This is a genomic window from uncultured Flavobacterium sp. (assembly GCF_937967675.1).
Taxonomy (GTDB): Bacteria; Bacteroidota; Bacteroidia; order Flavobacteriales; family Flavobacteriaceae; genus Flavobacterium.
Genome location: NZ_CALBSN010000164.1, coordinates 1 through 13,834, shown reverse-complemented (window position 1 = coordinate 13,834; position 13,834 = coordinate 1). Strand labels below are relative to the sequence as shown.

Here is a 13,834-nt window from a genome sequence, read left to right as displayed (position 1 = left end):
TGCAAAATTACAATTAATTATGCTTAAGAATTATAAAATTAAATTAAAAACAGCCTTGAAAAGCGAAAAATTTTAAAGAAATTTCAAACAGTAAATACTTTTTTAAATCAATTTGAGTTCAATTAAAAAAAGTTACTTTTGCTAAAATTTATATCATATGTCGATTGAAGTTCAAAATATTTCAAAAAATTACGGATTACAAAAAGCGTTAGATAACGTTAGCTTTTCTGTAAAAAAGGGAGAAATTGTAGGTTTTTTAGGTCCAAATGGCGCCGGAAAATCCACTTTGATGAAAATTTTGACCACTTATTTAACAGCAGATAGCGGAACTGCAGTTGTAAACGAATACGATGTAACTTCAGCACAAAAAGAAGTACAGAAGTCGGTTGGGTATTTACCTGAACATAATCCACTCTATTTAGATTTATATGTTAGAGAATATTTGGCTTTTAATGCCGATTTACATAAAGTTGCGAAATCTAGAATTGACGAAGTAATTGCTTTAACAGGGTTAACACCAGAAAGTCATAAGAAAATAGGAGAATTATCAAAAGGATATCGTCAACGTGTTGGATTAGCAACGGCTTTATTACACAATCCAGATGTGATGATTTTAGACGAACCAACGACTGGTTTAGACCCAAATCAATTGGTAGAAATTCGTGATTTGATAAAAAACATTGGAAAAAATAAAACCGTTTTTCTTTCAACGCACATTATGCAAGAAGTGGAAGCGATATGCGATAGAATTATCATTATTGACAAAGGTAAAATTGTTACCGATAAAAAATTAAACAATCTTGTTCAGGAAGAAGCAGAACAAATTATTGAAGTAGAATTCGATAAAAAAGTAAATGAAACTATTTTTACATCTCTACCTAATTTAAAATCAGCAAAAAACACACATGATTTAGTTTGGGAATTAACTTTTAATTCAGCTACGGATATGCGTCCATCATTGTTTGATTTTGCTCAAGAACATCAATTAAGAACCTTACAAATTGTATTGAAAAGTAAAAACCTTGAACAGATATTCAGAGAGAAAACTGGGAAGAAATAAAAAAATCTCCTTACAAGATCTTGTAAGGAGATTTTTTTATCAATTGACTAAACTTAATTTAAAGTTGCCAAATACTTATTTCTAAGCTTATAATAATCATCATACAAAACGGAAAGAGCGTAAGATGATAATTTTTCATTTAGTACAGAATTATAAATAAAATCTTCTTCTGTAAAACCATGTTTAACTATAGCCGTTTTAATATTATTTACCGCTTCTTGTTTTTTTCCTAAATAGAAATAACAATTTGCTAATTCTATATATACCTCTTTTAAGTTTTCACCTTTTGATACTTTAATATAATTTTCATATACTAAAATTGCTTCGGTGTAATCTTTATTATTAGTTAAAGCTCTAGCTTAACTTAAAATAGAGTCTAACTCACCCGCAAATCCCATTTGAGATACGAGTACTATTACGAAAGTGAATACTAAATTTTTCATAATAACTTAATTTTCTTGTAATTAGGTTACGAAAAATAAATTATATCCACAAGCTTTTACTAGAAAAATAAACTAGTGATTTAATAAATGAGTTAAAAACTAGATAATTGTATTAAAAAATTTCTTTTGCAATTGCCTTTACATTCTCTGCTTTTCCCATAGAATAATAATGTAAAACTGGAATTCCGGCTTTGACTAATCCTTTACTTTGTTCAGTGCACCATTCTATTCCAATTTGTTTTACAGCATCGTTGTCTTTAGCTTTAACAACTTCCATAATCAAATCATCTGGTAAATCTACTTTAAAACGGTGTGGAATTAAATTCAGTTGTTTTTTGGTCGCAATTGGCTTCAAACCTGGAATAATTGGAACGGTAATTCCAGCCGCTCTGCATTTGGCTACAAAATCGAAAAACTTTTGATTATCAAAAAACATTTGGGTAATGATATAATCGGCACCATTTTTTATTTTTTGTTTTAAAAAATGAATATCACTATCCATACTTGGCGCTTCCATGTGTTTTTCGGGATAACCTGCAACTCCAATGCAAAAATCAGTTTTAGTAGAATTTTGTAAATCTTCGTCCAAATAAATTCCATTATTCAAATTACTGATTTGCGTTACCAATTCTGAAGCATAGGCATGACCTTCTTTTTCGGGCTTGAAATAAATTTCGCTTTTTACTGCATCGCCACGAAGCGCTACAACATTATCAATTCCTAAGAAATCTAAATCAATTAATAAATTCTCTGTGTCTTCTTTGGTAAAACCACCACATAAAATATGCGGAATGGCATCCACTTGATATTTATTCTGAATTCCAGCACAAATACCAACGGTTCCTGGACGTTTTTTTACTACTTTTTTTTGAAGCAAGCCGTTTTCTAATTCCTTGAATTCATATTCCTCACGATGATACGTTACATCAATAAATGGCGGATTGAATTCCATCAATGGATCAATACTATCAAAAATCGATTGAATATTTTGTCCTTTTAACGGCGGTAAAATCTCGAAGGAGAACAAAGGTTTTCCGTTGGCGTTTTGTATATGTTCAGTTACTTTCATATTTTATGTTTGCGGTTAATTGTTTATTGTTTGTGGTTTCTAACTTTGAACCATAAACAACAAACTATAAACTTCATTAATCTGCTAAGTTTGGTGAGAGCCATTTTTCGGCTTGTTCAACACTAATATTTCTTCTTTTGGCGTAATCTTCTAATTGGTCTTTTTTAATTTTTCCTAAACCAAAATATTTACTTTCTGGATTAGCAAAATAATAACCCGAAACCGAAGCTGCTGGCCACATCGCCATACTTTCGGTTAACTTCACTCCTATTTCTTGTTCTACATTTAATAATTTCCAAATTGTTGGTTTTTCTAAATGGTCAGGACAAGCTGGATAACCTGGCGCCGGACGAATTCCTTGATATTGTTCTTTTATTAATTCATCGTTTGACAAAACTTCATCTGAAGCATAACCCCAAATTTCTTTACGAACTTTCAAGTGTAAATATTCCGCAAAAGCTTCTGCTAATCTGTCTCCTAAAGCTTTTACTAAAATTGAATTGTAATCGTCTAATTGCTTTTCAAATTCTAAAGCTTTTTCATCAACTCCAAAACCTGTGGTAACACAAAAACATCCGATGTAATCTTGTTTTCCAATTTCTTTCGGTGCAATAAAATCTGCCAAAGCTATGTTTGGAGCTCCAACCGTTTTTTGAGATTGTTGTCTTAAACTCAGAAACTTCTCGACTCCGCTCGAAGTGACAAGCTCAATATCATCATCATTTATTGCATTCGCAGGAAAAATTCCTAAAATTCCTTTTGCAGTGAACCAATTTTCTGAAACAATTTGAGAAAGCATTTTTTGTGCATCTTCAAACAAATGAGTCGCTTGTTCGCCTACAATTTCATCAGTTAAAATCGCTGGAAATTTTCCATACAATTCCCATGATTGAAAAAACGGAGTCCAATCGATAAAATCTACTAATTCTGAAAGTTCAACTTCAATGGTTTTTGTTCCTATAAAATTTGGTTTTATAGGTTCGTAATTTTCCCAATCGATTTTGAATTTATTTTTACGCGCTTCTTCAATTGATAAGAAATTTTTCTCTCGACTTCTATTCAAATACCCTTCTCGAAGTGAATCATATTCCTCACGAAGTGATTTTGCATAGGTAACTTTAGTATCGGGTTGCAATAAATGGGTTGCAACCGTTACCGCTCGAGAAGCATCGTTCACATGAACCACGGTTTCCTTATACTCTGGAGCAATTTTCACTGCTGTGTGCGCACGAGAAGTTGTCGCACCACCAATCATTACTGGAATTTTGATATTCAGTTTATCCATTTCTTTGGCTAAATACACCATTTCGTCCAACGAAGGCGTAATCAAACCACTCAAACCTATAATATCTACATTTTCTTTAACCGCAGTTTCTATGATTTTTTCAGGTGGAACCATCACTCCTAAATCGATAATTTCGAAATTATTACAAGCTAAAACTACTGAAACAATATTTTTACCAATATCATGAACATCGCCTTTTACAGTTGCCATCAGAATCTTACCAGCGCTCGATGAAGTCGAGCCATCTTTTGATGCTTCAATATAAGGCAACAGATAAGCCACTGCTTTTTTCATCACACGAGCCGATTTCACTACTTGAGGTAAGAACATTTTTCCACTTCCGAATAAATCACCCACCACATTCATTCCGTTCATCAGGTGATTTTCGATAACTTCGATAGGTTTTTCAACCAACTGACGTGCTTCTTCCACATCAATTTCGATAAACTCGTCAATTCCTTTTACTAAGGAATGCGTTAATCGCTCTTGAGCCGAACCGTTTCGCCATTCGGCCACAGCTTTCTCATTAGACTTTGTATCACCTTTGAAACTTTCTGCTAATTCTAACAAACGTTCGGTAGCATCTTCTCTTCTGTTTAGCAAAACATCTTCCACATGTTCCAACAAAACTGGGTCGATTTCATCATAAATCTCTAGCATTTCTGGATTTACAATTCCCATTGTCATTCCATTTTGAATGGCATGATACAAGAATGCGGAATGCATGGCTTCACGCACTTTATCGTTGCCACGGAAAGAAAAAGAAACGTTACTCACGCCACCCGAAACATGTGCATAAGGTAGATTTTCGCGAATCCACTTGGTAGCACGGAAGAAATCTAAAGCATTTAATTTATGCTCTTCCATTCCGGTTGCCACAGGAAAAATATTGGGATCAAAAATGATGTCTTCTGCTGGAAAACCAACTTGGTTAACCAAAATATCGTAACTTCTTTTACAAATTTCGATACGTCTTTCGTAAGTATCAGCTTGACCATTTTCGTCAAAAGCCATAACAATTACCGCAGCGCCGTATCGTTTAATTAATTTGGCATGATGAATAAACGTTGCTTCTCCTTCTTTTAACGAAATTGAATTTACCACACCTTTCCCTTGAATGACTTTCAAACCCGCTTCAATAATTTCCCATTTTGAGGAATCAATCATAACAGGAACTCTTGCAATGTCGGGTTCGGCTGCGATTAGATTAAGGAATTTAGTCATTGCGTAAACGCCATCTAACATTCCTTCATCCATATTGACGTCGATGATTTGCGCGCCACCTTCCACTTGAGCTCGCGCGATATCTAAGGCTTCATCGAACTTTTCTTCTTTGATTAAACGAAGAAATTTTCTAGAACCAGTTACGTTTGTTCGTTCTCCAACATTTACAAAATTGGTTTCTGGAGTTACAATCAAAGGTTCTAAACCTGATAATTTTAAATATTTATCGGAATTATAACTCATTACTTATTCTTTTATAATGTTTCGCAACATCTTTCCAAAAGGATTTACTGTTGCTCACATATTGGCAAACCCAACATCGTTGCGACTGTAAAAATGTTTCGAATTGTATTTTTATGGTATTGTTTTTCATTGTTTTATTTTTGCCACGGATTTCACCGATTAAACGGATTTCAATTGTTGTGTTCTAGGTTTGAATTCTTTTGCAACCTCAGCTATTAATTTGATGTGTTCTGGCGTTGTTCCACAACATCCACCGATGATATTCACTAAATTTTCCTGTAGATATTCACGAATCAATTGCTGCATTTCCTCTGGTGTTTGGTCGTATTGTCCGAAGGCATTTGGCAAACCTGCATTGGGATGTGCCGAAATATTTAACGAGGTATTATTTCCTAATCGTTTCAAATACGGTTTCAATTGATCTGCTCCTAAAGCGCAATTAAACCCAACACTCAACAATGGAATATGCGAAATCGAAATCAAAAATGCTTCCACCGTTTGTCCCGAAAGCGTTCTTCCAGAAGCATCGGTAATTGTTCCTGAAACCATTACTGGAATATCGACATTGCGTTCTTCTTTTACTTCTTCAATCGCGAACAAAGCAGCTTTCGCATTTAACGTATCAAAAATGGTTTCTACCAAAAGTAAATCGCAACCACCATCGATTAACGCTTCGACTTGTTGTTTGTAGGCAATTTTTAAATCGTCAAAATTCACGGCACGAAATCCGGGGTCATTTACATCTGGTGACATTGACGCTGTTCGGTTTGTTGGGCCGATTGAACCTGCTACAAATCTCGGCTTATCAGAAAATTCATCCGCGACTTCACGAGCTATTTTTGCGGATTGAAAATTCAATTCATACACCAAATCTTCCATATGATAATCCGCCATTCCGATAGTAGTCCCTGAAAAAGTATTGGTTTCCACAATATCAGCACCGGCTTCAAAATAAGCTCGATGGACAGATTTTACAGCTTCGGGTTGGGTAATGGAAAGCAAATCGTTGTTTCCTTTTAAAGGATGCGAAAAATCTTTGAAGCGTTCGCCTCTAAAATCTTCTTCTTCGAATTTATAACGTTGCAACATTGTTCCCATAGCTCCATCGAGTACGAGAATTCGTTTTTTGATTTCTTCTTGAATTTTTGACATTGTATTCTCTCGCAAAGGCTAATTACCTAATTTTCTTGATTAACTTAATTTGTTACCGTAGAAAGTTGGAGAGCAATTCTAACGTTATCTGCTTCCGATAAAAATCGGAATAGAATGTAGCACCTTCTACAAGTGTAGGGTTGCTAAGCTTTCGTAGGGTCTATTCCCTCCAGCTTTCGTGATAACAAACACTATAATTATGAACACTGCAAATGTAGTGACAAAATTGAAATAATGAAATATTTTCTTAAAAATTATATTTCAAACATTAAATTCAGAATAATTTAAATTTAAAACAATTATTTTTAGATTAAAAATCTAAATTATTGGAGTTTAAAATAAAATTAAATCATTTTTGTTAAAAAAACTCTATTTGTTTCCATAATTAAAAATCAGTTCCTAAATTTGCATCCGAAAACTAAGAGGAAAAATTTGAACTGATTGCAACCTCATTAAAAAATGCTAAAGCAGTAATTACTACTCCTTTAGGCAGCATCTGCAATTATTTTTCCTCGCTTAAAATTTAAAAATAATTTATTATGGCTTATTTATTTACGTCAGAATCAGTGAGTGAAGGACATCCTGACAAAGTTGCGGATCAAATTTCAGACGCATTAATTGATAACTTTTTAGCATTTGACCCTGAGTCAAAAGTAGCCTGTGAAACGTTAGTTACAACTGGACAGGTAATTTTAGCTGGAGAAGTTAAATCAAATACTTATTTAGATGTACAAACTATCGCAAGAGATGTAATCAAGAAAATTGGTTATACAAAAAGCGAATATATGTTCGAAGCAAATTCTTGTGGTGTTTTATCTGCTATTCACGAGCAATCTGCTGATATTAACCAAGGTGTTGACAGAGCTAGCAAAGAAGAGCAAGGTGCTGGTGACCAAGGAATGATGTTTGGTTATGCTACGAATGAAACTGCTGAATTCATGCCATTAGCATTGAAATTATCACACCAAATTCTTCAAGAATTAGCAGATTTAAGAAGAGAAAACAAAGAAATCACTTACTTACGTCCGGATGCAAAATCTCAGGTAACATTAGAATATTCTGATGATAACAAACCGGCTCGTATTGATGCTATTGTAGTTTCAACGCAACACGATGATTTTGCTGATGAACCAAGCATGTTAGCAAAAATCAAAAAAGATATTATTGAGATTTTAATTCCAAGAGTAATTGCTAAAAATCCTCAATATGCACATTTATTTAATGATGCAATTAAATACCACATTAACCCAACAGGAAAATTCGTAATTGGTGGACCTCACGGAGATACTGGTTTAACAGGAAGAAAAATTATCGTAGACACTTACGGTGGAAAAGGAGCTCACGGTGGTGGTGCTTTCTCTGGAAAAGACCCATCTAAAGTAGACCGTTCTGCTGCTTATGCAACACGTCACATCGCTAAAAATTTAGTTGCTGCTGGTGTGGCGGATGAAATATTAGTACAAGTTTCTTATGCGATTGGAGTTGCTGAACCAACATCAATCAACGTAAATACTTACGGAACTGCAAAAGTAAATTTAACAGACGGAGAAATCAGTAAAGTAGTAGAAAGCATTTTTGATATGCGTCCTTATTTTATTGAACAACGTTTAAAATTAAGAAATCCTATTTATAGCGAAACTGCTGCTTACGGACACATGGGAAGAACCCCAGAAACCGTTACTAAAACTTTTAATGCTCCAGGTGGTGAATCTAAAACTGTAACAGTTGAGTTATTTACTTGGGAAAAATTAGATTTCGTAGATCAAGTAAAAGCTGCTTTTAAATTATAGCAATTATTATTCACAAAAAAGCCTGATAGATGTCAGGCTTTTTTTATAGTGTATATTTTAAACTTAAAATTACAAATCTAGGTTGCACTCTATAGCTCGAAAAACTACTGGTTCCTCCTAACTGACTAAAACTATTTGTGTCAAGCGATTTTGTATCTAATAAGTTAGTTCCTGAAAGTTTCCACTCCCATTTACTGCCTTTTTTCTGATACATTAAACTAGCTGTTAAAAAGTCATATTCGCTATCGATTGTTTTAGCTTTATTTCTATTATGAAAATAGGAATATTCCGAAACGAATGAAAATGCATCTAAGAAATAATATTCCAATGTAACTGTAGGACTATCAATATAAATCACATCCGAAAAGTTGTCATTAATTGAAAAATTATAACCCAAAGTTAAATTTGGTAACGTTTTATAATTAGTAGAAAAACTCAAATTATAATTTTGAGAATAGGATTCGATTGTTTGAATCTCTGTTGGATTATTATTTGGATCTGTATCAGAATCAGGATAAACACGGATGTTGTTATTTTTAGACCAATTAAATCCTGCTCTAAAATTTGCTTTGTAATATCTTGCAAACGAACGACCATAATTTCCACTTGCAGAAAAAGTTTCATCAGGAAAATTAGAGTTCATGTTTTCCGAAGAAGATATTTGATTTACCCCTAACAGTAAAGCTCTATTTTTAATAGCATCAATTTGTCTTGTATACGTAATATTAGCAAAAATATTCTCAAAATTAAACATGTTATATTTAAAATAACGTAATGAGTGTACTTGAGAAGTTGAATTTTCTAAATAACGATTTCCGCTAAACAAACTGTTATAATTTGAAAACACATACCCTTGAGCTAATTTATTAATATCAGTAAAATTATTAGTTAAGGAATAGTTATAGGTTAATGTTTCCGATTTTTTAATTTGCCAAAGCGCATAAACATCAGGTAAGATTCTATTGAAAGATTGCTTATTAGAAGTTCCTAATTGTTCATCATTCATATTAAATTGATGTACACTAAATCCTGGATTGAAGGTAAACTTACCCAACAAAAATTTATAATGTACTCCTAAAAACAGATCATTAAAAGCATAATTTACATCATTATATGTTGTTGCATCAGTTAAATTATTTTGAGTTCCATTATTCAGCATTTGAAAAATTGAGGAATCAAAATTTTGATACGAATACGTATTTCCAAGAGTTAAATTGATGTTACTTTTTGGAGTAACCATATAATAATAATCAAACTTCGCATCTACTTTATTTGTTTGAACATAACGTTTTTGAGTAATATCATCTCTAACACCAACTCCTTCATTCACATAACCTGTTAATAATGGAGCAAAAGGCAAAGTTTCTAAATTAGCATTATAAAACGGATCTTCATTTTGATATAAATGTTGCATTTCAAATGCAAAAACATGTTTATCATTTAAAGTATAATAATAATTCAAATTCTGATTGATTGAAAATGGATTTTGCTTTTTAGCTGTATAAATATCAGAAAGCAAACTTGAAAAAACGCTTGTATTTTCTTTTTGATCAGAAATTTTAATCAACGCATCATAATCAAAATGTAATTTCTCGGAAGGAACATAACTCGAACTCAACTTCAACAAAACTTGATTGCTCTTTTGTTGTGTAAAATCTTCTCTAGTTTCAGTAATAGTTTGAGAAGAACCATCTGGCAAATTATCAATACGATTAGAAATTGTTTTATTTTCTATCTCTGTTTTATTTCCTAACAAAATTCCAAATCCACTTAATGTCCATGCTTTTGAAGGATTAAAACTGAAATTCGCAGCACCAAAAGTCGACTCAATATTGGCTGCTTGATTGTTACGAAGACCTAAAATTCCTAAATCGTTTGAAGAAACATTAAAAGAAGAACCTCCTTTACGCATCATGTTTTTAAAACCTCCTGTAAATTTAAAATAATCTTGAGCCGTTAATGGCAATTCTCCAATATTATTCACATTAGCTATAACATTTAAGCTGTATTTTGGATTATAATAAAATAATTTTGGATTTACGATGTAGCGTGTGTCTTCCATTCCAACTCCGATTCCTGCACTCATGTCTCCAAACCAAAAATTCTTTTTCCCTTCTTTAAGTTTGATGTTTAACGCAATACTTTCTTCATTGTTTTCTAATCCTTTCAAATTAGAAACTTCATTATAATTACGAAGAACTTGAATCTTATCTAAAGCATCTGCTGGAATATTTTTTGTGGCTAATTTGGTATCTCCATCAAAAAAATCTTTTCCTTCCACCATTACTTTTTGCACCTTCTTTCCTTCCACTTCGATTTCGCCATCTTTATTAACTTCAACTCCAGGAAGTTTTTTAAGTACGTCTTCCAGTTTTCTTTCCGTTCCATTTGTAAATGAATCGGAATTGTAAATAATCGTATCACCTGAAACACTCACGGGCATTTCATGCACAATTTCAACTTCTTTTAATTGAGTACCTTCTTTTAAGACTACGGGGAAATTAATATTTGAAGTTCCTGTTGTTACAGATTTTTCAAATGTTTGAAAACCAATATAACTAACCTTTATCGTGTAAGTTGTACTTGGCTTTAAATTAAGCGTAAATTTTCCCGTTTCATTAGTAATGGCATAGGCATCCATAGCTTTAGTTTGCTGATTTATAGCCATAATATTTGCCATTTCCAAACCTACTCCTGAAGTATCTTTAACGGTTCCCTCGAAACGTATATTTTGAGAAAAAGCACTAGATGTAAGTACTAAAAAAAATAAAATTAGTTTTTTCATAAAAATGGCTTATCTACTCATTCTAAACTGCATACGATTACCTCCTCCAGGTCCAGAATTCATCTCGCGCATCTCTTCTATTTTATTTTTTACAGTTTCATCAAATTCTTTTTGAGTAACAACCTTACCTTTTGAAGCCGCTTTAATTTCAACTCTTTCTTTAGAATTTAAAACTATTTTTGAACATAAAATAACGGTTTTACCATCATTAACCTCTAAGATTAAACCTGGTAATCCCCAGTAATTTTCCGGACCTTGATTCACTGGGATTTCAGGACAATACCATGCTGTAATTACATTTTCTTTTGGCATTTCCCAGTCGTCTGTAAAATTAGTTTTCTTAGACTTTGCAGTATCTTTTACTGTTGTTGGCTTTTTTACATCGTCTTTACCTTCATTGTTTTTATTTCTAAATCTGAAATTTCTAAAATCAGATTCACTCACTTTTACAACTGCAGTAGCTTTAAAACAAGTATAATTTCCAATTTGTTTGGACTCGCCTTCTAATTTCCATTCGTATTTAGGTAATGAATCTTTAATCAAAAACTCCTTCCCAAAAAATTCTTTATCAACAATATATTGTTTATCCTTAGCATTTTTATAATGGGTTCCCCCACCCCCCATCATCGACATCATCATTCTCCCTCCACTTTGTTGGCCTGGAGCATCTAATTTCTCTTCTTCTTTGTAAATAGAAGCCGATTTATCAAAGTTTAAAATAAAGGTTTTCTCAAACATTTTTTTCATTCTGTCTTCAATTTGTTTTTGCATTTCAGGAGTAATATCACGATTCCCACTCATGCCTTTCATAAAATCAGCTGTACTGGTTTTAGATTCATAAACCGCCATACCTTGGAAATTCTGAGCATTTAGATACCCAGAAATCATTAAAATCGAAGCAATAATAATTTTTCTCATTCTTTTCAAATGTTATAGATATATATTATAGACTACACATAGAGTATTTTGTTACACAATTTAACTCCTTTTTTATGTTAAAGTAGTATATTAGACGCTGATTTCCAAAAATCGTTTATCGAATGTTGCTAAAAAAAACTTTATTTGTATTTATTTTAAATCTAATCTGTCTTTCAGTAAAGAGTCAGGGAATATTATCTGTAAAAAAAATAGAAACTATAGAACATGAATGTGATGTGTTTTTAGGATATGACAATCAATTCAATCTTTACAGTATTAAAAACAATACCCTTTCAAAAAAAAATAGTTCCAAGACGTATCAATACAATAATATCAATCTGGGTAAAATCACAAAAGTTGACTTTCAAAATCCATTACAAATTGTAGTATTTTATAAAAACTTCAATACAATAATACTTTTGGACAATCAGTTAAATGAGATCAAAAAAATCGAATTCAATTTAAAACCAACACCAATCACTTTAGATGCCGTATCATTATCATCTCAAAATCAAGTTTGGATTTACGATAGCATTTCATCAAAAATAGGTTTATATAACGTAAATACTGATGCTTTAAAGTGGATTTCAACGATGCTTGAAAATCCAATAATAAACTACGAATCTGATTACACTCATTTTTATTGGACCGATAAAAATTTGAATTTATATCGCATCTCAATTTATGGAGCAATTGAAAAATTAGGCATACAACCATTGAGTGAAAAAGCACAACTAATAAATAACACTTGTAGTCTTTATCAACTAAACAATCAATTGTTTTACTACAGCGCAATTGATCAAAAAAAATATAAAATAACAATAGATGAAAAAATCATTTCAAATTTTTTCTTTAAAGATGGAATTTTATCTATTTTTACCCAAAATGAAATTACTAATTACAAAATAATTTTACCATAATGCACATAGCAGTAGCAGGAAATATTGGAGCAGGAAAAACAACATTAACTCGATTATTAGCCAAACATTTTAAATGGGAACCGCATTTTGAAGATGTGGTAGACAACCCGTATTTGGATGATTTTTATCACCAAATGGAGCGTTGGAGTTTTAATCTTCAGATTTATTTCTTAAACAGCCGTTTTCGTCAAGTATTGCAAATTCGTGAAAGTGGTAAAAACATTATTCAGGATAGAACCATTTATGAGGACGCACATATTTTTGCACCCAATCTTCATGCTATGGGATTGATGTCGAATCGTGATTACAACAACTATACTTCACTTTTCGAATTGATGGAAAGTTTAGTGGGTTCGCCAGATTTGTTGATTTATTTAAGAAGTTCGATTCCAAATTTAGTGAGTCAAATTCACCAAAGAGGAAGAGATTACGAAAACTCGATTTCGATTGATTATTTGAGTCGTTTAAACGAAAGATATGAAGCTTGGATTCAAACCTATAACAAAGGGAAATTAGTAATCATTGATGTAGACAACATTGATTTTGTAAATAATCCAGAAGATTTAGGAAATATTATAAATAGAATTGATGCCGAATTAAACGGATTATTCTAAAAAAAGCCTCACTTACGTGAGGCTTTTTTATTTTTAATTATAATGAACTATTTCCCAAGTTCAGCAATTTTTGCATCTACTTCTAAATCATCTCCTTCAAAAACTTTTTCTTCTGTTGTTTCTTTACCATCAACCATTTTAGTTAAAGTAACCGTTGCTTTCACTTTTCCGTTAGCGTCTTTTACTTTTTTAACATCCATGTTGATGATTTCTTGGTGATCACCATGGTTGCAATTTGGTCCGTGAACGTGTGCTGCATCTCCGATGTATTTTCCGTTTTCATCGTATTGTGACATGCATTTGTCTTTGCATTCTTGAGAACAACCATTCT

General features: G+C 32.3%; 9 protein-coding genes, 1 pseudogene and 1 riboswitch. Of the genes and pseudogenes, 4 read left to right on the top strand and 6 right to left on the bottom strand.

Annotated features, from left to right (window positions below; genetic code table 11):
- The first annotated feature begins 157 nt into the window (after positions 1-157).
- Positions 158-1,060 (top strand): gliding motility-associated ABC transporter ATP-binding subunit GldA, encoded by a 903-nt coding sequence (gene gldA, locus Q0075_RS11155; protein ID WP_291109517.1) that lies wholly within the window; start codon positions 158-160, stop codon positions 1,058-1,060.
- Between the two features lie 555 nt (positions 1,061-1,615).
- On the opposite strand, the gene metF is transcribed toward gldA, so the two are convergent.
- From metF to Q0075_RS11140, 3 genes are all read right to left on the bottom strand, one after another.
- On the bottom strand, positions 1,616-2,572 hold the full coding sequence (metF, locus tag Q0075_RS11150; protein WP_297869578.1) for a methylenetetrahydrofolate reductase [NAD(P)H]: 957 nt from the start codon (positions 2,570-2,572) through the stop codon (positions 1,616-1,618).
- Positions 2,573-2,648: 76 nt separating this feature from the next.
- Entirely contained in the window at positions 2,649-5,324 is a 2,676-nt protein-coding gene (gene metH, locus Q0075_RS11145) for a methionine synthase (protein ID WP_297869577.1), read from the bottom strand.
- A gap of 159 nt (positions 5,325-5,483) precedes the next feature.
- On the bottom strand, positions 5,484-6,476 hold the full coding sequence (locus tag Q0075_RS11140; RefSeq protein ID WP_297869576.1) for a homocysteine S-methyltransferase family protein: 993 nt from the start codon (positions 6,474-6,476) through the stop codon (positions 5,484-5,486).
- 81 nt (positions 6,477-6,557) lie between these two features.
- Positions 6,558-6,664: riboswitch (SAM riboswitch) on the bottom strand.
- Positions 6,665-7,015: 351 nt separating this feature from the next.
- Here Q0075_RS11140 and metK point away from each other — a divergent pair.
- Entirely contained in the window at positions 7,016-8,266 is a 1,251-nt protein-coding gene (metK, locus tag Q0075_RS11135; RefSeq protein WP_297869575.1) for a methionine adenosyltransferase, read from the top strand.
- A 43-nt stretch (positions 8,267-8,309) separates the two neighbouring features.
- Here metK and Q0075_RS11130 read toward each other — a convergent pair whose 3' ends face one another.
- Together Q0075_RS11130 and Q0075_RS11125 are read right to left on the bottom strand one after the other, a co-directional pair.
- On the bottom strand, positions 8,310-11,051 hold the full coding sequence (locus Q0075_RS11130; RefSeq protein ID WP_297869574.1) for a TonB-dependent receptor: 2,742 nt from the start codon (positions 11,049-11,051) through the stop codon (positions 8,310-8,312).
- A gap of 9 nt (positions 11,052-11,060) precedes the next feature.
- A complete protein-coding gene (locus Q0075_RS11125) occupies positions 11,061-11,969 on the bottom strand; it encodes a GLPGLI family protein (protein WP_297869573.1) in 909 nt (302 codons plus the stop codon).
- 122 nt (positions 11,970-12,091) lie between these two features.
- On the opposite strand from Q0075_RS11125, the gene Q0075_RS11120 reads away from it, so the two are divergent.
- Together Q0075_RS11120 and Q0075_RS11115 are read left to right on the top strand one after the other, a co-directional pair.
- Positions 12,092-12,889: a hypothetical protein gene (locus Q0075_RS11120; protein WP_297869572.1), complete on the top strand. Its 798-nt coding sequence runs from the start codon at positions 12,092-12,094 to the stop codon at positions 12,887-12,889.
- Positions 12,889-13,503, top strand: a complete 615-nt coding sequence (locus Q0075_RS11115; RefSeq protein ID WP_297869571.1) for a deoxynucleoside kinase — start codon at positions 12,889-12,891, stop codon at positions 13,501-13,503. Before Q0075_RS11120 ends, Q0075_RS11115 begins: the two co-directional genes overlap by 1 nt.
- Before the next feature lie 47 nt (positions 13,504-13,550).
- Here the strand turns inward: Q0075_RS11115 and Q0075_RS11110 are convergent.
- Positions 13,551-13,834: pseudogene (locus tag Q0075_RS11110) on the bottom strand (sodium-translocating pyrophosphatase); the annotation flags it as partial.